The following is an 18,184-nucleotide window of genomic DNA, read 5'->3' as shown; positions in this document are numbered from 1 at the left end:
TGTATATCGGCCCGTTCGAACATTTTGTGCTGCTGCACCAGAAACGAGCTTGGTTGCACCGATTGACAGGTTTTTGACTGGCTGGATAAGCTGCGAAAAAGCAGGAAAAGCTATGGCATCTTGCAGGGTTTGGGTGCCAGTTTGAATCAAACCACAGGGAAGAGTGACATGAAGCAGATACACAAGGCGGGTATGGTGATAGTGCTGTCGCTGGCGGCAGCGAATGCCTGGGCAGACGGCACCCTGGATGCGGTCAAGAAGAAGGGGTTCGTGCAGTGCGGGGTCGGTGATGGGCTGCCCGGTTTCTCCAACCCGGATGCCAAGGGCACCTGGACGGGTCTGGATGTGGACGTCTGCCGCGCCGTGGCCGCCGCCGTGCTGGGGGATGCCGGCAAGGTCAAATATGTCTCTCTCACCGCCAAGGAGCGCTTCACCGCCTTGCAATCGGGGGAAGTGGATCTGCTGTCGCGCAACACCACCTGGACCCTGACCCGGGACGGTTCGCTTGGCCTGACCTTCGCCGGGGTGAACTACTACGACGGCCAGGGTTTTCTGATCAACAAGTCCCTCGGGGTCAAGAGCGCCAAGGAGCTGGATGGTGCTGCGGTCTGCATCCAGTCAGGAACCACGACAGAGCTCAACCTGGCGGACTATTTCCGTGCCAACGGCGGCATGAAATATACCCCTGTGGTGTTCGATACCTCGGATCAGACCGTCAAGGGGTTCGAAGCGGGTCGCTGCGACGTGCTGACCTCGGATCAGTCCCAGCTCTACTCTCTCAAGATCAAGCTGACCAAACCGAATGAGGCCGTGGTGCTGCCTGAAGTCATCTCCAAGGAGCCGCTGGGCCCGGCGGTGCGGCAGGGGGATGATCAGTGGTTCAAGGTGGTGCGCTGGAGTCTCTACGCCATGCTCAATGCCGAGGAAGCTGGCGTGACCAGCGCCAATGTGGACGAGATGCTCAAATCCACCAATCCGGACATCCGCCGTCTGCTGGGGCTGGAAGAGCCCAAGGGCAGCGTGCTGGGGCTGGATGACAAGTGGGCCTACAACATCGTCAAGCAGGTCGGCAACTATGGCGAGTCGTTCGATCGCAACGTGGGGATAGGTTCGCCCCTCAAGATAGATCGCGGCATCAACGCACTCTGGAACAAGGGCGGCCTGATGTATGCCCCGCCCATCCGCTAAGTCTGTTCATAATCTTGCTGCGAGGCCGTGATCAAGGTTCATGTGCTGCTCGCTTGTGTGGGGTAAAGAGTGCTCATGTATTACATACACTCCGGTTCCTGCGCTGCGATCTCGCGACAGATTGTGAACAGCTTCTGAGTCGATAGTCGCCCGGGGGGCTTGGCCCCCCACTTTCCCCTTGCCCTGGCTTTGTCGGAGTCATCCTTATGGCGCTGCACGCATCAAACCACAGGAAGGAACAGGGCCGCTGGTGGTATGACGCCAAGGTGCGGGCGCTGATCTTCCAGTGCCTGACCATAGCGGCCGTTATGGCGTTCCTGTTCTACATCATCAACAATGCCCTGACCAATCTGGCGACCCGTGGCATCACCACAGGCTTCGATTTTCTGGGCAACACGGCCGGGTTTGGCATACTGCAGAGCCTGATCCCCTACGACGAAACCTACACCTTCGGCCGTACCTTCGTGGTCGGCTTGCTCAATACCCTGCTGGTGTCGATGCTCGGCATTCTGTTTGCCACTCTGCTTGGCTTCGTGCTCGGGATCGCTCGCCTGTCGAGCAACTGGCTGGTGGCCAAGATTGCCACCGTCTATATCGAAACCTTTCGCAATATTCCGCTGCTGCTGCAGATCTTCTTCTGGTACTTCTCCGTGCTGCGTACCCTGCCATCGCCGCGCCAAAGCGTGGCGATGGGTGATCTTGCCTTCCTCAATGTGCGCGGTCTTTATCTCCCCAAGCCCCTGTTCGAGGACGGCTTCGGCTATGTGCTGTGGGCCTTGCTGCTGGCCTTGTTGCTGAGCTGGGGTCTGCGGCGCTGGTCGCGTCGGCGCCAGGAGTTGATCGGCAAGATATTCCCGGTCTGGCGCTGCTCGGCAGGGCTGGTGATCCTGCTTCCCTGCATGAGCTTCCTGCTGGCGGGGAGTCCGCTCTCCTGGAGCATACCGGCCTTGCAGGGGTTCAACTTCCGGGGCGGATTGACCGTGCTGCCCGAACTGGCGGCCCTGCTGCTGGCGTTGACCATCTACACGGCGGCCTTCATCGCCGAGATAGTGCGATCCGGTATCCTGGCCATCAGCAAGGGGCAGACGGAGGCCGCGTCCGCGCTGGGGTTGTCAGCCAGCAAGACCCTGCGGCTGGTGGTCATACCTCAGGCGATGCGGGTCATCATTCCGCCGCTGACCAGTCAGTACCTGAACCTCACCAAGAACTCCTCGCTGGCCACCGCCATCGGCTATCCGGATCTGGTCTCTGTGTTCATGGGCACCACCCTCAACCAGACAGGGCAGGCCATCGAGGTGATCGCCATGACCATGGGCGTCTATCTCATCATCAGCATCTCGACGTCAGTCCTGATGAACATCTACAACCGCAGAATGACGCTGGTCGAGCGCTAGGGAGTTGCCATGTTTGTGAACGAGTTGCAAGAAGCGCTGCCGCCGCCCAACCGCCGCCGGGGCGTCCTCGCCTGGCTCAGGCAGAACCTGTTCCCCAACTGGTGGAACGGCCTGCTGACTCTGGTGCTGGCCTACCTGTTGCTGCCGGCTCTCTGGTCGGCGTTGGACTGGGCGCTGTTCTCGGCCAGCTGGCAGGGAAGCAGCCGTGCTGACTGCACTGCGAGCGGTGCCTGCTGGATCTTCATCGAAAGCCGGCTGGGGCAATATCTCTATGGTTTCTATCCCGGGGATCAGTATTGGCGCATCAACCTGGCCTTCGTCGGGCTGGCCGCACTGCTGGCCTTGCTGATCTGGCCACGCACCCCGCGCAAGGGCTGGTTGGCGCTCTTTACCCTGCTGGTGTTTCCCGTCATCGCCTTTCTGCTGATCTACGGCGGGGCCGGTCTCGAGGTGGTGGAAACCAACCGCTGGGGCGGCTTGATGCTGACCCTGGTGCTGGCGGTGGTGGGCATAGCGGTCGCCCTGCCATTCGGGATCCTGCTGGCGTTGGGGCGTCGCTCCCACATGCCGGTCATCGCCAGCCTCTCCACCGTCTATATCGAGTTCTGGCGCGCGGTGCCGCTCATTACCGTGCTGTTCATGGCATCCGTCATGCTGCCGCTGTTCATGACCAGCGAGGTGGAACTGGACAAGCTGCTGAGGGCGCTCATCGGCATCATTTTGTTCCAGGCCGCCTATGTGGCGGAGGTGGTACGAGGGGGGCTGCAGGCGATCCCCAAGGGGCAGTACGAGGCGGGTGAGGCGCTGGGGTTCTCCTACTGGAAGGTGATGGGCCTCATCATCATGCCGCAGGCACTCAAGATCACCATCCCCTCCCTGGTGAATACCTTTATCTCCTTGTTCAAGGACACCAGTCTGGTGCTGATCATAGGTCTGTTCGACTTGCTCGCCATTTCCAAGGTGGCGCTGGCGGATCCGGCCTGGCTGGGCTTTTCCACCGAGGCCTATGTGTTTATCGCCATGATCTTCTGGATGTTCTGTTTCGGCATGTCCCGTTACTCCATCTATCTGGAGCACAAGCTCAACACGGGTCACAAGCATTAGGAGTGGTTTCAAGATGACAATGGATACCCTGGCGGTGCTCAAGGACGCCAATCACCCGCAGCATGACGAGTTGCCTATGCTGCAGATGGAACAACCACCCATATCGGGAGTGACTTCAAAATGACAATGGATCCTGTGGTTGCCCTCAAGGACGTCAACAAGTGGTACGGCGATTTTCACGTGCTGCGCAACATCAACCTGCAGGTTGGCAAGGGAGAGAAGATAGTCATCTGCGGCCCTTCCGGCTCGGGCAAGTCCACCATGATCCGCTGCATCAACCGGCTAGAGGAGCACCAGAGCGGCGACATCCTGGTCAAGGGCACGGCGCTCACCTCGGATCTCAAGAACATAGAGATGGTGCGCAAAGAGGTGGGCATGGTGTTCCAGCACTTCAATCTCTTTCCCCACCTGACGGTGCTGGAAAACTGTTGTCTGGCACCCATCTGGGTCAAGCAACTGCCACGCAGGGAGGCCGAGGAGATCGCCATGACCTTCCTGCGCCGGGTCAGGATCCCGGAGCAGGCGCTCAAGTACCCGGGGCAGCTCTCCGGCGGTCAGCAGCAACGGGTGGCCATAGCCCGCAGCCTCTGTATGAACCCCCAGGTCATGCTGTTTGACGAGCCGACCTCGGCGCTGGACCCCGAAATGGTGCGCGAGGTGCTGGATGTCATGGTGGAGCTGGCCCATGAGGGGATGACCATGCTCTGTGTCACGCACGAGATGGGGTTTGCCAAGCAGGTGGCGGATCGGGTGATCTTCATGGACCGTGGCCAGATCATCGAGGAGAACGTGCCGGATCAGTTCTTCGACCATCCCCAGTCGGAGCGCACCAAGCTGTTCCTCTCCCAGATCCTGCAGCATTGAGCGCAGACCCGGCACGATAACGACCGCTGAAAAATGGCCCGCCCTAAGCTGCGGGCAAAGGCGTGTATAGAAGCAGACTACAAACAGAAAGGACGATGGACGTTACCCCTGCAACGGGCTGATATGACGCAGGCCGCGAACCTCCAGATTGATCTGCCGGGCCAGACTCATGGTCTGACGGCAGGTCAGGCTCTCCAGATTGATCTTTCCGCCGCTGAATTCGAACCGCCCCAGAGCCTCCACCATGAAGCTGCCGTGATGGAAGCTCTTGATGTGGCGGGCAATCTGGCGGGGAGACAAGTTCTTGAACACCTTCATCACAAAACACCTGTTGCTTGGACAGGGCACACTATGCCGTTGCCGAGTGACATTGATATGACAATCGATAAAGGTTTGTATGAATCCTTTTTCTGGCATCGTCAAGCAGGGACAACTGGTGGTGCGCGTTGAAAAAGTGCTGCCATGACAAGCCCTTGCCCCGATATACTGCGGGCAGTTGAACGACATGAGTGAAAGGGCCTGCACGTGGAATGGGTGGATGTGGTGGATGTGGATAACCGGGTGATCGGCGTGGCCGAGCGGGCCAGGGTGCGGCGGGAGAACCTCTGTCACCGAGCAAGCTATATCCTGGTACTCGACGAGGCGGAGCGCATCCTGGTGCAGCGTCGCACCCTCAGCAAGGATTTCTGTCCCGGCATGCTGGATGCCTGCGCCGGTGGCGTGGTAACCACGGGCGAGCAGATGGAACCCTCTGCCCGCCGCGAGCTGGCCGAGGAGCTGGGCATTCAGGGTGTCCCCCTGCAGGATTTTGGGCTCTTTTATGCCGAGGGGGACGGTTACCGGGTCTGGGGTGGTCTTTACAGCTGTCATTATCAGGGGCCGCTGCGCTTGCAGGCCGAAGAGGTGAGCGAGGTGCACTGGATGAGCCAGGCCGAGATCGCCACCCGCACCGCAGAATTTACGCCCGACTCCCTGCTCGCCATCGCCACCTGGCAGGCGAGGCGTTAAACCGCTTCTCGTCTCCTCATGCAAAACGGGCAGCCACTGGCTGCCCGTTTTGCATTGTCATACCAGCTTGAGTCGTCGGTTGGTGCGCCCGCACGGACTGGCCCCGGACAGCCAATGACCCTGCCATTCGGTGACGAGGCGCAACAGGGGATACTCCAGATCGAGCCGGGTCACCACCAGCTGGCCGACGCTGTCGCCGATGACCGGCTCGGCACGGGCCAGATCGATGATCTCGACGATACAGTTCTCGTTGACGATGAAGCCGTGACCTGGCTGGCTCTCGTAGGCGATCACCCCCGCATCCTGCAACAGCAGGCAGTTGAGCGCCCGTATGCCGTGAACGGCCTGCAGCGGCGCAGTATCTGGATGAGAGGCCTCGCACAGCAGGGCGCAGCGCAGGCTGTCACTCGGTATCTCGGCCCGCTCTGCCGCCTCCAGCAGATCCAGCAGTGCCGCCAGCGGCCCGACAAAACCGGTCGGCTCGTAGCGTTGCAGCGCCTCCAGCTGGCGCCGGGTATCGTGGGGGCCGCAAGGCACCACGGGCGCCCCCAGCTGACGGGCGCCGTTGTCGAAGATGAAGGCGGTGGGACTGATGTGGTAATCGTGACCGTTGAGCAGCACTTCCCCTGCCTTGAAGCCGGCGGCAAACAGGGCGCGCGTTGCCCCCCACCAGTCGGCGCCGGCATATTCGGGAATGGCCAGCTGGCCCGGGCAGGCGAAGACCCGCAGCGCCTGGCTGGCGGGGCGGCCGGTGAGACCGGCGAAGGGGGGATGGGCCTGCTGGGCGGCGAACAGCTCGGCGGCGTCGAGCAGGGGCAGTGTGGTCAGCTCGCCCAGATCCTGCAGGCGACGCTGGCGATAGGCGCTGGAGTAACCGGCGCAATACTGGCTGATATGGGTGAGCAGGTGATTGAGTTGATCCAGTTGCTGCTGCTCTCGCAAGGCGGAAGGGCGAATTTCCAGTCCATCGTAATAGTTCTGCATGAGGCCTCCTTGGTCGGCTGATCCTGCTCAAGGTTAGTTCAAATGGCGACGCTGATGGAGGTGTGTTTCGCCCGCATGGGCTGGGGTAAACTGTGTCTCCCTACCTTCACCATGGACGAGAGATCATGATAGCGATTGGCCAACCCCTGCCTTCGGGCGAATTCACTTTCATCACCCAGGAAGGCAAACAGGTGCGGGATAGCCAGGCCCTGTTTGCCGACAAGAAGGTCGTGCTGTTTGCCGTGCCGGGCGCCTTTACCCCTACCTGCTCCAACGCCCACCTGCCCGGTTATGTGGTGCTGGCCGACCAGTTCAAGGCCAAGGGCGTCGACGCCCTCTATTGTCTGTCGGTCAACGATGCTTTTGTGATGAAGGCGTGGCAGGCGGCCCAGAATGCCGACGCCATCACCATGCTGGCCGATGGTGATGGCAGCTGGACCCGGGCATTGGGCCTTGCCAAGGAGACGGGGGCCTTCGGTGGTATTCGCGCTCAGCGCTTTGCCCTCATCGCCAACGATGGCGTGGTCGAGCAGTTGTTCGTGGAGGCGCCGGGCAAGTTCGAGGTCTCCGATGCCGGGAGTCTGTTGGCGGCGCTGTAAATGTTAATCGCTGTTTGATTTTTCCTTGAAATGGGAAGTCGGCCCGTTACACTGTGCCCACTTCTGGAGAGAGCCAGGCACTGTGCCTGGCTCTGTTGTTTGCAGGCGATGGGATGGAGATGTTATGACCCTGGCTGTTGTTGCCCTGATTGCCGGACTGGCGCTGCTGGTCTGGAGTGCGGATAAATTTGTGGACGGTGCCGCCGCGACCGCCCGTTATGCCGGCATGCCGCCGCTGCTGATCGGCATGGTGATCATCGGCTTTGGCACTTCGGCCCCCGAGATGGTGGTCTCCGCGCTGGCGGCCTCCCAGGGCAACCCCGGCCTCGCGCTCGGTAACGCCTATGGCTCCAACATCACCAATATCGCCCTGATCCTGGGTCTGACCGCCCTCATCAGCCCCATTGCGGTGACTTCCCAGGTGGTGCGCAAGGAGATCCCCATACTGCTCGGCATTACCCTGCTCTCCGGCGCCCTGCTGATCGACGGACATTTGGGCGGCATGGATGCCTTGATCCTTGGTGCCGTGTTCATCGTGCTCATGGCCTGGTCGATCTGGGCCGGCATGAGTGGCAAGGGCGATGCCCTGGATGCCGATGTGAATGTGGAGATAGACAGTGAGGCCATGCCGCTCAAGAAGGCCATCTTCTGGCTGTTGGTGGGACTGGTACTGCTGGTGGGGGCTTCCCGTTTGCTGGTGTGGGGGGCAGTGACCATAGCCCAGGCATTTGGTATCAGCGATCTGGTGATCGGCCTGACCATAGTGGCGGTGGGCACTTCGCTGCCAGAGCTGGCCTCGTCCCTGATGGCCATCAAGAAGAAGGAGCACGATCTGGCCCTTGGCAACGTGCTGGGATCCAACCTGTTCAATACCTTGGCGGTGGTGGGCATAGCCGCAGGCATAGCCCCCCTGGATGTGGACTCGGCGGTACTCAGCCGTGACTGGAGCGTGATGATGGGGCTGACCCTGTTGTTGCTGCTGATGTGCCTGGGCCGCAAGGGGCAGGGGCGGATCAACCGGCTGGAAGGGGGTCTGCTGCTCGCCTGCTTCGTGGCCTACACCGGCTGGTTGCTGGCCAGTCAGTTCATCTAGCCACTCCGGCAGGAATGAAATGAAAGAGGGGAAGCCATGGCTTCCCCTCTTTGCATTCGTCCGTAACGTCTATCAGGCGACCGCCACCAGCTTCTGCCCTTGTTGGGCGCTGTCCAGAATGAGGATGCTCGCCTTGGGAAAGAAGTTGAAAGTCGAAGCCGAGGCCCAGGTGTAGGCTCCCATCACCCGGCCTACCACCAGCTCACCGATGGCGAGATCCGGCAGCATGATGCCCTCGCGGATCACGTCCACGCTGTCGCAGGTGGGGCCTGAGAGCACCGCATTGTGCAGCTCGCCGTGGGCATAGGGGGTGCTCACCGGGTAAGTGACGTGGTCATAAAGCTGACCGTTGTAGCTGCCGTAGAGGCCGTCATCCAGGTAGTACCAGATCTTGTCGCCACGGTGGGCCTTGCCCATCACGCTGGAGACGGAGGTCATGGCTGGTGCGCTGATGAAGCGGCCTGGCTCGGCAATCTTTTGCACGGTGGCGGGCAGCTTGGCGAGCGCCTCGCGGATCGGGGCGCAGAAGCCGTCTATGTCGAATTCGCCCCCGTCATAATCCACCGGGAAACCGCCGCCGATATCCAGTACCCAGGGTTTGAGCCCCAGCTCCCAGGCCTGCTCCATGATCTCGCGGCAGGCATCGATGGCCTGCACATGGCGACGGGCGTGGGGCACCTGGGAGCCGACGTGGAACGACAGCCCCATGACCTTGATGCCCTTGGCATGAGCCAGTTGCAGCAGCGGCAGTGCCTGCTCCGGGGTGCAGCCGAACTTCTTGGAAAGGTCGACCTTGGTCTCCGGGTTCGGGAAGCTGACTCGCAGCAGCAGCTTGACTTCGTCCTTGTAGGGAATGAACTTCTCCAGCTCAAGCGGGTTGTCATAGACAAACACGGTGCAGCCGAACTCGAGCGCATAGCGGATGTCGCTGTCGCGCTTGATGGGATGGGTATGAATGCAGCGCCCCGGGCGAACCCCTTGGCTGCGCACCAGATCCACTTCGCCATTGGTGGCCAGATCGAAACAGGCCCCCTCTTCCTTCAAGACAGAGACCACTGCCTCGTGGGGCAGGGGCTTGAGTGCATAGTGCAATCGCACATCGGGCAGGGCGGCAGCCAGGGCCCGATACTGTTTGCGGACGGCTGCCTTGTCGAGCAGCAGCAGGGGGGAGCCGAACTGTTCAACCAGCTGACGGTAATCTTGTGCTACCAGGGTCTCGTTCATTCTCTTTTGGTCATCCTTAGGGGGCGTGATATGCCCAAGCCATATGCGGTTGAACCGGCGACGGCCGGCTCAGGCGAGCGGTCCGGAGGGACCAACCAGACACAATGCATAACTCCATCGCAAAGTGCTTAGTTATGCGCGGGATTATCTGCTTATTGCGTTTCTGTGCAAGCATTTTGATTGGATATGTTGGCAAGTTTTTTTGGTCGAGACGAAAGATCATCCTGATATGCGATCTGGTAGCGCAACCTTGTCGAGGGTCGCCCAAAGTGGCTTCGTTAAGCTATTGATAGTTAACGAACAAATAACATATCTCCTTGTGGTGGCCGAGGTGGGAAAAAAGTGGCGCAGCGGGCCGGCCGAGTGGGAGACAGCTCACATTTTTTGGATTAACATGCCCGCTTCCTAATCCAAACTAGTTCGGATGAAGGTAGCAGGAGAGCGATGGGGGACCATCCACCGAAGAAGTGAATCTTTCAGGTACCGGGCAACCGGTGTGGACTGCTACTGGACGATACTCTGGAGAGACCCGTTAAATCGGGCGCCGAAGGAGCAAGGCACCATGACTACCCGCAAGGGTAGGCTGGCGCCGGAAACTCTCAGGCAAAAGGACAGAGGGGATGGGATGGTTGTACCTGGGCTTGGCCCGCATCCGATCGCCTCTGGCCGATCGCGACACCTATGGGAAGATCATCCTTCTCCTCCTTAATCGTTGTTTTTTAAGGAGGATGCATGTCATCAATTCAATCGGCGTTAACCGCCATCGATAGTTTTATCTGGGGCCCGCCCCTGCTGATCCTGCTGGTCGGGACCGGTATCTATCTCACCTTGCGTCTGGGTCTGCTGCAGATTGTGCGCTTGCCGCTCGCCCTGCGACTGGTCTTTGGCCGCGATCAGGGGCAGGGCAAGCAGGGGGATGTCTCCAGCTTCGGCGCCCTGTGCACCGCCCTCTCTGCCACCATTGGTACCGGCAACATAGTCGGGGTTGCCACCGCCATCAAGCTCGGCGGTCCAGGTGCCCTGTTCTGGATGTGGATGGCGGCGCTGTTCGGCATGGCCACCAAGTACGCCGAGTGCCTGCTGGCGGTCAAATACCGCGAGCAGGATGCCAACGGCCAGATGGCGGGCGGCCCCATGTACTATCTGGAGAAGGGGCTCGGTTCCAAGCCGCTCGCCAAGCTGTTTGCCCTGTTCGGTATCGGCGTGGCCTTCTTCGGGATCGGTACCTTCCCGCAGGTCAATGCCATCTCCGACGCCATGAGCCTCTCCTTCTCGGTGCCCCGTGAAGCGACTGCCGTGGTGCTGACCCTGGTAGTGGCGCTGGTGACCCTTGGGGGCATCCAGTCCATCTCCAGCGTGTCGAGCAAGGTGGTGCCCTTCATGGCCATCTTCTACATCGTCGCCTGCCTCGGCGTGCTGGTGAACAACGCCAGCGCCTTGCCCGATGCCGTCATGCTGGTGATCGAGAGTGCCTTCACCGGCCATGCGGCGACCGGCGGCTTCGTCGGCGCCAGCATCATGCTGGCGATCCAGTCCGGGGTGGCGCGCGGGGTCTTCTCCAACGAGTCGGGGCTGGGTTCTGCGCCTATCGCAGCGGCAGCGGCCAAGACGGACTCCTGCGTGGAGCAGGGGTTGGTCTCCATGACCGGCACCTTCATCGACACCATCATCATCTGCACCATGACCGGCCTGACCCTGGTGGTGACCGGGGTATGGGGTGGCGACTTGAGTGGTGCGGCCATGACCAGTGCCGCCTTTGCGCAAGGACTGGATGCTCACATAGGCCAGTATCTGGTGAGCATCGGCCTGCTGTTCTTCGCCTTCACCACCATCCTCGGCTGGAACTACTATGGCGAGCGCTGCACCGAGTACCTGTTCGGGGTCAAAGCGATCAAGCCCTACCGCTTCATCTATCTGGCGCTGGTGGCGAGCGGCGCCTTCCTCCATCTGGACATGATTTGGCTGCTGGCCGATATCGTCAACGGTCTGATGGCGGTGCCGAACCTCATCGGCCTCATCGGTCTGCGTCACGTGGTGATCGCCGAGACCCGCGCCTACTTCAGCCGGGACCGGGATACGGAGTCCGAGCCCGAGCCGCAGACGGCCTGACCCTCTGTGGGGCACAATGGCTTGATCGCCGAGTCCCGCAGTCCACTGCTTCAGCCGGGATCTGGACGGTGAAGCAGAGGCGCAGTCGCAGATGGCCTGACCTCATCCGCGTTGAAAAAAGCAAAGCCACGACAGCAGTCGTGGCTTTTTTATAAATGGCGCCATGGATGGTGCCTTCCCTCTCCCTCCGGGAGAGGGTCAGGGTGAAGGTATTTGACTCTCAGTCAACAGTCGTGCCAGCCGCCCTCGCACGTTATCTACCAGGGATTTCTCACTCCCCTGCCAATGGATCTGCTGTGCCAGCGTGGTGGAGGTGCCGGGTACAAAACGCAGCTCCCCGCCCGCCAGCTCGTAGAAGCGGCTCGCCATCTTCGTACCTTCATCCACATCGCCCGCCACCAGCAACATGGCCTGGGCCAGTACGGCGCCGTTGTGATCCTGGCCCGGTGCCAGCCAGCGCTGGGCGGTGCCGGTGATCTTGCGACCCCCGATCACCAGATTGTACTGGCCGTCGCAGAAGGAACCGGGCACGAAGTCATAGTTTCCCTCAAGGCCGTACTCCGCCAGCAGGGTCAGCAGGGGCGCCCCCAGCAGCCGGTAGTAGTGGGCGAGATCTGTGGTGGTGCGGGGCAGCATGAGCGACAGATTGAGGATGCCCGCCCCGTGGGGCACGGCGGTGCCACCGCTGTCGCGCACATGAACCGGCCAGCCTTCATCTGCAAGTTGCTGGCAGGCGGCTTCGTAATGGGGAAGCCGGGTATCCTTGCGGGTGACAATCAGGCATTGGGGCGCCTGCCAGAGGTGGGCACGGGGCTGGCCGTCACGGGCACAGTCGCGCAGCCAGTGCTGTTCTTGCGCCAGTATCTGTGCGGGGGAAGTGGTGTCGGGGAGGGGGGATAGCAGGCGATAGGGCATGGCGGCATCCTCAAAAAAGGCTGCCCAGCACACTACCCGTGGCGACTGGCAAGGTAAAGCCCCGCAGTGCGGGGCTTGGATTTGCTATCGGTAGGCGACGTCTCAGGAGTGACGCGCTTCGCGCTTGGGCAGCAGCAGGTTCATGACGATGGCGGTGAGGCCGCCAGTGGCGACGCCGTAGGAGAGCACGCTTCTGGCCAGCTCCGGCAGGTGCTGCAGCACTTCCGGCACCTGGGCAACCCCCAGCCCCATGGCGAGTGACACCGCCAGGATCATCAGAGCGCGGCGATCCAGCTCCTCGCGGGAGATGATGCGCACGCCGGCGGCGGCTATGGTGCCGAACATGACGATGGTGGCACCGCCCAGCACGGGTTCCGGTATCTGTTGCACCAGGCTCGCTACCGCCGGGAACAGGCCGAGCAGGGCCAGCATGGCGGCGATGAACAGGCCGACGTGACGGCTGGCCACCCCGGTCAGCTGGATGACGCCGTTGTTCTGGGCGAAGGTGGACATGGGGAAGGTGGAGAAGAGGGCCGCCAGCATGGAGTTGGCGCCGTCGGCCAGCACGCCGCCCTTGATGCGTTCCATGTAGACAGGGCCTTCCAGCGGCTCGCCCGAGATGTCCGAGGTGGCGGTCATGTCGCCGATGGCCTCAAGCGCCGTCACCACGAAGATGATGGCGAGCGGCACGAACAGCTGCCAGTCAAAACCGAGGCCGTAGTGGAGCGGGATCGGCACCATCACCAGCGGGCCGTCGAAGGTGGGAGTCGTGACCTTGCCCAGCAGCAGGGCCACGGCATAGCCCGCCAGCATGGCGATCATGATGGCGGAGAGGCGCAGCCAGGGATTGCGGCTGCGTTGCAGTAGCACGATGAGGCCGAGGACCAGCAGGGAGAGGAAGAGGTTGCTGTGGCTGGCGAAGCTGCCATCCGAGAGGGCAGCATAGCCGCCACCCATGCTGATGAGGCCCACCTTGATCAGGGTCAGGCCAATCAGCAGCACGACTATGCCGGTCACCAGCGGGGTGATCACCCGTTTGACCAGATGGAGGAAGCGGCTCATCACCACCATGGTGAGGGCGGCCACCAGCATGGTACCGAACAATGTGCCCAGCAGATCCTCGGTGGGCATGGCCGCCTGCTTGAGGGCGAGGCCGGAGGCGATGATGGGGCCGAGGAAGTTGAAGCTGGTCCCCTGTACCGACAGCAGGCCGGAGCCGATGGGGCCGAAGCGGCGGGTCTGGATGAAGGAGGCGATGCCGGACATGACCAGCGACATGGAGACGATATAACGGGTGTCGGCGGCAGGGAGGCCGAGGGCATTGGCGATGATGAGGGGCGGGGTAATGATGGCGACAAACATGGCGAGCATATGCTGCAGGGCGGCGAACAGGGTCTGGGGCAGGGGCGGGACATCGTCTATGCCGTAGACCAGTTCGCTGTGGGCTCGCCTGGGTGGATGGGCCTCTGGGGTTGCGCGGACGGCGGCAGCCTGTTCCATAAATACCTCGAATGTGTGGGGGAGGGGGGAGAAAATTGGGCGCTATTTTAGTGATTGAAATGGCGCTGACCAGCGCTAATTCGGGCTGAAACCGGTTTATTTTCCCACGGGTTGAAACGTTTGCGCGTGGCGATTATGATCCGCCGGTTTGTGTGACGGTGCTCGCCCTGAAATGGCGCAGGTTGCATAGGATTTTGAGCCCGTGCGGCGTAGAATGAGCCCTCTGTTGCGATTTGGAGGCTCTGGATGCTGAAGTTGTCGGAGTTCTGGAGTGCCCGTGCCCACTCCGAAGATTTTACCCTGACCCGCATGGGCTTCATGACGGTACGTCTGCGTTTGCTCACCTGCCTGCTGATGGTGGGCCTGCCCGCCTGGGCGGTGGTGGACTGGCTGACCTTGCCCTCCGCCCAGTTCGAGGAGCTGCTGCAGGCCAGGGTCTTCTGCCTGCTGGCCCTCTCCCCGCTCATCCCCTTCTCCTACCTTATCCATTTCAGGCGCGAGCGCATGAAGCTGGCGCTGGGCTATCTGATGGCGGTGATGATGCTCTTCTCCCTCATCTGCCTGCACAGTTTCGGCGCGGATCAGGAGTTGCAGGCGGGCTACATGGCCTTCCCCTATCTGCTCGTCAGCCTGTTTGCCATCTTCCCCATTCCGCTCTCCCTCGGCCTGCAACTGGCGGGGGGCATTCTGGTCACCATGCTGGCGGGCAACTGGCTGCTGGTGGGGCAGCCGCTCTGGAGCGTGCAGACCCTCAACCAAATCTGGCTGCTGGTGCTGTTTGCCCTGGCCAGCAGCTGGGTTCAGTGTGGTCAGCTCAACATGCTGCTGCAGCTCTACCGGGAGTCCACCACCGACGAGCTGACCGGCATGATGAACCGCCGCCTGCTGATGAAACAGCTGGAGAAGGCCAGGATGAACATGATCCGCAAGCAGAGGCCCTTTGCCGTCCTGCTGCTGGATCTGGACCGCTTCAAGCGCATCAACGACACCTTCGGCCATCTGGCGGGGGATGCGGTACTCAAGGAGGTGGCGGCGACCCTGGCGGAGCAACTGGAGCCCGGCATGGTGCTGGGACGGTATGGCGGCGAGGAGTTTGCCATCTTGCTGCCCAACTGCGCCGAGCTGGCCCAGGCGAAGCGGGTCGCCGAGCGACTGCGGGTGGCGGTGGAAGCGCGGTTGGTGAAGAGTCCCACCTCCGACGAGCTGCTGGAGGTGACAGTGAGTATCGGCCTGACCCTGGCCCTGCGCGGCGAGAGCATAGAGGATCTGCTCAATCGGGCCGACGAGTGTCTCTACATGGCCAAGATGGCGGGACGCAACTGCGTGGTGGGGGAGTTGGCCGACAAGCAGGCACTGCCCACACTCACAAAGACAGATGCCGCCTGAGGGCGGCATCTGGTGGTCACTGGCAAGGGAGCGATCAGCTCAGCTGGTACTTGCCTGAGAGCTGCTGGGCCAGCAGCTTGAACATGTTGAACACCGCCATGGTCTTGCCGGTCGGGGTGCCATCTTCGGCCAGGAAGAACTCCCCCTTGAACACCAGAATCTCCCCCTTCTGCTCCACCGAGTCGGCGCGCATGCCGTGGATGAAGTCTTCGTGGCTCTTGATGATGCCGTTGGCCATCTCCAGCAGGGCAGTTTCGGTGATCAGCTCTTTCTGTGGTTGCATGCTCGTCTCCTGAAACGACTACGGGACAGGGGCATTGAACACTTGCACATAGCGGCACCCTGTCACTGATTGAAGAGGGGGCCAGCATACTGCAAACGGGGATTTTCTGTCATTGATATGACCCCGCATTTTCCCCCTTCCCGCGCCCCTTTATCCTATCACCAGATTTCTGAGCCAGCGGCGCTGGCGGATCCTGTGTTGCACCAACAGCACCTTGCTGAGCTCTTCCAGCAGCACCACGGCCACCACCCAGGAGAGGGGCCAGCCAAGCTGGGTGACCGCTACCCAGGCGAGCGGCAGGCCGATGCACCACATGCCGACGATGTCGATGAAGATGCTGTAGTTGACATCCCCTCCCGAGCGCAGCACCCCTATGATCCCCACCATGTTGAACACCTTGAGCAGCATGCCCAGACACATGACGGCGAGCACCTGACCCGCCTCTCCCATCAACTCGCTCGGCAGGTTGCCGACCCACAGCAGCAGGTGGGTCTGCAACAGCCAGACCGCGATCCCTACCAGCAGGGCGCCGATGGGAGCGAGCAGCAGGAACAGCTGGGAGTGCTGCCAGGCAGTCTCGTACTCCTCGGCCCCGAGCCGGTGGCCGAGCAGGGTGGAACAGGCTACCGCCAGTCCGAAGAAGAGAGAGATGAGGATGCTCTCGAGCGTCCCCAGCGTGGTCATGATGGCCAGCGAGTCGGTGCCGAGGTGGGCGTAGAGAAAGCCGTAGATCAGCATGCCAAAGGCCCAGAGCCCGTCGTGGAACAAGAGCGGCAGGGCGATCAGGGTGAAGCGCACCACTTCCTTGCGGCGAAAGGCATCCCACCAGTCCTGCCTGCGCGGAATGAGGCGGGGCTCCTGACGCATCACGTAGCACAACAGCAGGGCTGTCTGCAGCAGTCGTGAAATCGTGGTACCCCAGGCCGAGCCTGCCACCCCCATGGCCTCGAAACCGAAATGGCCGAAGATGAGGGTGTAGTTGAGGATGACGTTGGCAATGATGGCGATGATGCCAATGCGGGTCGGCGCCGCCGCGTTGCCCACCGAACGCAGCGCCGATTCCAGCGGCACCACGATGGCGGTGCAGAGGATGGTGGCGCCGGTGATCATCAAAAACTGGTCGGCGAGGGCGCGCAGTTCGGGTTCCTGGCTGGCAAGGCTCAATACGCTGCCCGGTGCAAGTACGTAGACGAGTGCAAACGGCAGGCTCACCAGCAGAGCGCCCACCAGCGCCAGCGCCAGAGCGCGACGCACCCCGGCCAGTTCGCCACGACCGTAATATTGTGCCGCCAACACCGAGACGCCACCCGAGAGTCCCGCTATCACCAGCAGATTGAAGAAGAAGACCCGGTTACCCAAGCCGACCGCCGCCACAGCCGTGGTGCCAAGCTGGCTCACCATCATGATATCGATGAGGCCGAGCAGGGAGAACATCATGGATTGCAGCGACACTGGCAGGGCCAGCCGCCACAGCCGCGTCATGAACTCGCGATCGGTGGTTTGTTTTAAAATCGCTTGCCAATAATTCATTTATGTTAACCGGGTATGTGAAAAGCAAGGTTTGTCATGGGTATGATAGGGGCAGTGGCGAGCGACTTCACTGTGAGCCTCTCTCGGGTTTCTTGTTCAAAACTATCATATTGAGGTGTTATGGCTTTTGTCAGCGAGTGTCTTGAAATCGCCCCGGCCTGCGAGGAGCGGATGCTGGGTCGTGAAGGGCTGCCCCTGCTCGGCGAGGCGGGCATCTTTCTGACCGGGCTTTCGAACATCCGGGAGCACTACCTTATTCGTCGCAACCGGCCCGAGTTTCACATCCTGATGGTGAGCCACGATGAGGGGGGGGCGCTGCTCAGCGATGGCGGGGAGCAGCCCATTCCGGCGGGATCGCTCATCTTCCTGCCCGCTGCCGTGCCGGGTGGCCTCAAGCTTACCGGCGTGCGCTGGAGCACCAGCTGGATCCTGCTGGACGACGTACCGCGCTGGCAGCATCTGCACCGGCTTGGGCACCGTATCTGGCAGGGGGATGAGGGGGATCAGCTCTATCACCTGCTCAGCCTGATGCAGGGGGAGGGGGTACGTTCACCCTTGCAACCCCAACTGCTCAGCCTGTTGCTGGCGCTGCTCGAACGCACCTTGCAGGGAGAGGTGCGCGGCACCCCGGAGCTGAGGTTGCAGGCGCTGTTTCGCCGGGTGGAGGCGCGTCTCGACGAGCCCTGGAGCGTGGCGCTGCTGGCCCGGCAGATGGCCTGCTCCGTGCCCCATCTGCATCGGCTCTGTCAGCAGGTGTTCGGCATGGGGCCCATGGCGAAGGTGACCGAACTCAGAATGAACAAGGCGCGCCAGCTGCTGCTCTACACCAACTGGCCGCTCGGCGAGCTGGCCAGCCGGGTCGGTTACAGCGACGGTGCCAACTTTGCCAACCGCTTTCGCCGACTCACTGGTCTGACCCCCGGCGCCTTTCGTCGCCTGGGTCGCAAACCTTTTGCAACGGATGTGCAAACTCTTTGAAATTAATGGCGCAAGCCCATAGGAT

General features: G+C 61.5%; 17 protein-coding genes and 1 riboswitch. Of the genes, 10 read left to right on the top strand and 7 right to left on the bottom strand.

The features are described from left to right. The first annotated feature begins 168 nt into the window (after positions 1-168). The 4 genes from ACW5XD_RS13260 (at position 169) to ACW5XD_RS13245 (ending at position 4,550) form a co-directional block, all read left to right on the top strand. Complete coding sequence (locus ACW5XD_RS13260) at positions 169-1,188, top strand: amino acid ABC transporter substrate-binding protein (protein ID WP_456495289.1); 1,020 nt, start codon at positions 169-171, stop codon at positions 1,186-1,188. Between the two features lie 206 nt (positions 1,189-1,394). After that, positions 1,395-2,582, top strand: coding sequence for an amino acid ABC transporter permease (locus ACW5XD_RS13255; RefSeq protein ID WP_456495288.1), 1,188 nt, complete (start codon positions 1,395-1,397; stop codon positions 2,580-2,582). A 9-nt stretch (positions 2,583-2,591) separates the two neighbouring features. After that, positions 2,592-3,686, top strand: coding sequence for an amino acid ABC transporter permease (locus tag ACW5XD_RS13250; protein ID WP_456495287.1), 1,095 nt, complete (start codon positions 2,592-2,594; stop codon positions 3,684-3,686). Positions 3,687-3,806: 120 nt separating this feature from the next. Further along, positions 3,807-4,550, top strand: coding sequence for an amino acid ABC transporter ATP-binding protein (locus ACW5XD_RS13245; protein WP_043134587.1), 744 nt, complete (start codon positions 3,807-3,809; stop codon positions 4,548-4,550). Between the two features lie 102 nt (positions 4,551-4,652). On the opposite strand, the gene ACW5XD_RS13240 is transcribed toward ACW5XD_RS13245, so the two are convergent. Beyond that, on the bottom strand, positions 4,653-4,868 hold the full coding sequence (locus tag ACW5XD_RS13240; RefSeq protein WP_456495286.1) for a DUF1107 domain-containing protein: 216 nt from the start codon (positions 4,866-4,868) through the stop codon (positions 4,653-4,655). Positions 4,869-5,075: 207 nt separating this feature from the next. On the opposite strand from ACW5XD_RS13240, the gene yfcD reads away from it, so the two are divergent. Then, entirely contained in the window at positions 5,076-5,558 is a 483-nt protein-coding gene (gene yfcD, locus ACW5XD_RS13235; protein WP_456495285.1) for an NUDIX hydrolase YfcD, read from the top strand. A gap of 57 nt (positions 5,559-5,615) precedes the next feature. On the opposite strand, the gene ACW5XD_RS13230 is transcribed toward yfcD, so the two are convergent. Further along, positions 5,616-6,542, bottom strand: a complete 927-nt coding sequence (locus ACW5XD_RS13230) for a phenylacetate--CoA ligase family protein (protein ID WP_456495284.1) — start codon at positions 6,540-6,542, stop codon at positions 5,616-5,618. Positions 6,543-6,667: 125 nt separating this feature from the next. Here ACW5XD_RS13230 and ACW5XD_RS13225 point away from each other — a divergent pair, with 125 nt between their 5' ends. Together ACW5XD_RS13225 and ACW5XD_RS13220 are read left to right on the top strand one after the other, a co-directional pair. Next, the gene (locus tag ACW5XD_RS13225; RefSeq protein WP_456495283.1) at positions 6,668-7,141 is read left to right on the top strand and encodes a redoxin family protein; all 474 of its coding nucleotides are present in this window, start codon (positions 6,668-6,670) and stop codon (positions 7,139-7,141) included. Between the two features lie 124 nt (positions 7,142-7,265). Next, the gene (locus ACW5XD_RS13220; RefSeq protein ID WP_456495282.1) at positions 7,266-8,234 is read left to right on the top strand and encodes a calcium/sodium antiporter; all 969 of its coding nucleotides are present in this window, start codon (positions 7,266-7,268) and stop codon (positions 8,232-8,234) included. A 72-nt stretch (positions 8,235-8,306) separates the two neighbouring features. On the opposite strand, the gene ACW5XD_RS13215 is transcribed toward ACW5XD_RS13220, so the two are convergent. Beyond that, the gene (locus tag ACW5XD_RS13215) at positions 8,307-9,458 is read right to left on the bottom strand and encodes a type III PLP-dependent enzyme (RefSeq protein ID WP_456495281.1); all 1,152 of its coding nucleotides are present in this window, start codon (positions 9,456-9,458) and stop codon (positions 8,307-8,309) included. Between the two features lie 509 nt (positions 9,459-9,967). Continuing rightward, a riboswitch (glycine riboswitch) is annotated at positions 9,968-10,083 on the top strand. Positions 10,084-10,190: 107 nt separating this feature from the next. Here ACW5XD_RS13215 and ACW5XD_RS13210 point away from each other — a divergent pair. Beyond that, on the top strand, positions 10,191-11,567 hold the full coding sequence (locus ACW5XD_RS13210; RefSeq protein ID WP_456495280.1) for an alanine/glycine:cation symporter family protein: 1,377 nt from the start codon (positions 10,191-10,193) through the stop codon (positions 11,565-11,567). Between the two features lie 198 nt (positions 11,568-11,765). On the opposite strand, the gene ACW5XD_RS13205 is transcribed toward ACW5XD_RS13210, so the two are convergent. Together ACW5XD_RS13205 and ACW5XD_RS13200 are read right to left on the bottom strand one after the other, a co-directional pair. Further along, positions 11,766-12,482, bottom strand: coding sequence for a lipoyl protein ligase domain-containing protein (locus ACW5XD_RS13205; protein ID WP_456495279.1), 717 nt, complete (start codon positions 12,480-12,482; stop codon positions 11,766-11,768). 102 nt (positions 12,483-12,584) lie between these two features. Next, complete coding sequence (locus ACW5XD_RS13200) at positions 12,585-13,982, bottom strand: nucleobase:cation symporter-2 family protein (protein WP_456495278.1); 1,398 nt, start codon at positions 13,980-13,982, stop codon at positions 12,585-12,587. A 246-nt stretch (positions 13,983-14,228) separates the two neighbouring features. Here ACW5XD_RS13200 and ACW5XD_RS13195 point away from each other — a divergent pair, with 246 nt between their 5' ends. Continuing rightward, on the top strand, positions 14,229-15,368 hold the full coding sequence (locus ACW5XD_RS13195; RefSeq protein ID WP_456495277.1) for a diguanylate cyclase: 1,140 nt from the start codon (positions 14,229-14,231) through the stop codon (positions 15,366-15,368). 34 nt (positions 15,369-15,402) lie between these two features. On the opposite strand, the gene ACW5XD_RS13190 is transcribed toward ACW5XD_RS13195, so the two are convergent. Together ACW5XD_RS13190 and ACW5XD_RS13185 are read right to left on the bottom strand one after the other, a co-directional pair. After that, complete coding sequence (locus tag ACW5XD_RS13190; RefSeq protein WP_456495276.1) at positions 15,403-15,651, bottom strand: DUF2498 family protein; 249 nt, start codon at positions 15,649-15,651, stop codon at positions 15,403-15,405. 150 nt (positions 15,652-15,801) lie between these two features. After that, a complete protein-coding gene (locus ACW5XD_RS13185) occupies positions 15,802-17,181 on the bottom strand; it encodes an MATE family efflux transporter (protein WP_456495275.1) in 1,380 nt (459 codons plus the stop codon). 120 nt (positions 17,182-17,301) lie between these two features. Here ACW5XD_RS13185 and ACW5XD_RS13180 point away from each other — a divergent pair, with 120 nt between their 5' ends. Next, the gene (locus tag ACW5XD_RS13180) at positions 17,302-18,159 is read left to right on the top strand and encodes a helix-turn-helix transcriptional regulator (RefSeq protein ID WP_456495274.1); all 858 of its coding nucleotides are present in this window, start codon (positions 17,302-17,304) and stop codon (positions 18,157-18,159) included. Positions 18,160-18,184 lie beyond the last annotated feature (25 nt).

Source organism: Aeromonas enterica (assembly GCF_054052465.1).
The sequence above is the reverse complement of the archived record's forward strand: the minus strand, read 5'-3'. Positions and strand labels throughout refer to the sequence as shown.

Excerpts from the sequence above, each read along its gene's own strand:
- ACW5XD_RS13185 (WP_456495275.1), bottom strand. The coding sequence starts at position 17,181 with ATGAATTATTGGCAAGCGATTTTAAAACAAACCACCGATCGCGAGTTC.
- ACW5XD_RS13205 (WP_456495279.1), bottom strand. The coding sequence starts at position 12,482 with ATGCCCTATCGCCTGCTATCCCCCCTCCCCGACACCACTTCCCCCGCA.
- ACW5XD_RS13250 (WP_456495287.1), top strand. The coding sequence starts at position 2,592 with ATGTTTGTGAACGAGTTGCAAGAAGCGCTGCCGCCGCCCAACCGCCGC.
- ACW5XD_RS13245 (WP_043134587.1), top strand. The coding sequence starts at position 3,807 with ATGACAATGGATCCTGTGGTTGCCCTCAAGGACGTCAACAAGTGGTAC.
- ACW5XD_RS13220 (WP_456495282.1), top strand. The coding sequence starts at position 7,266 with ATGACCCTGGCTGTTGTTGCCCTGATTGCCGGACTGGCGCTGCTGGTC.
- ACW5XD_RS13255 (WP_456495288.1), top strand. The coding sequence starts at position 1,395 with ATGGCGCTGCACGCATCAAACCACAGGAAGGAACAGGGCCGCTGGTGG.
- ACW5XD_RS13225 (WP_456495283.1), top strand. The coding sequence starts at position 6,668 with ATGATAGCGATTGGCCAACCCCTGCCTTCGGGCGAATTCACTTTCATC.
- ACW5XD_RS13230 (WP_456495284.1), bottom strand. The coding sequence starts at position 6,542 with ATGCAGAACTATTACGATGGACTGGAAATTCGCCCTTCCGCCTTGCGA.
- ACW5XD_RS13260 (WP_456495289.1), top strand. The coding sequence starts at position 169 with ATGAAGCAGATACACAAGGCGGGTATGGTGATAGTGCTGTCGCTGGCG.
- ACW5XD_RS13215 (WP_456495281.1), bottom strand. The coding sequence starts at position 9,458 with ATGAACGAGACCCTGGTAGCACAAGATTACCGTCAGCTGGTTGAACAG.
- ACW5XD_RS13195 (WP_456495277.1), top strand. The coding sequence starts at position 14,229 with ATGCTGAAGTTGTCGGAGTTCTGGAGTGCCCGTGCCCACTCCGAAGAT.
- ACW5XD_RS13190 (WP_456495276.1), bottom strand. The coding sequence starts at position 15,651 with ATGCAACCACAGAAAGAGCTGATCACCGAAACTGCCCTGCTGGAGATG.
- ACW5XD_RS13240 (WP_456495286.1), bottom strand. The coding sequence starts at position 4,868 with ATGAAGGTGTTCAAGAACTTGTCTCCCCGCCAGATTGCCCGCCACATC.
- ACW5XD_RS13210 (WP_456495280.1), top strand. The coding sequence starts at position 10,191 with ATGTCATCAATTCAATCGGCGTTAACCGCCATCGATAGTTTTATCTGG.
- ACW5XD_RS13200 (WP_456495278.1), bottom strand. The coding sequence starts at position 13,982 with ATGGAACAGGCTGCCGCCGTCCGCGCAACCCCAGAGGCCCATCCACCC.
- ACW5XD_RS13180 (WP_456495274.1), top strand. The coding sequence starts at position 17,302 with ATGGCTTTTGTCAGCGAGTGTCTTGAAATCGCCCCGGCCTGCGAGGAG.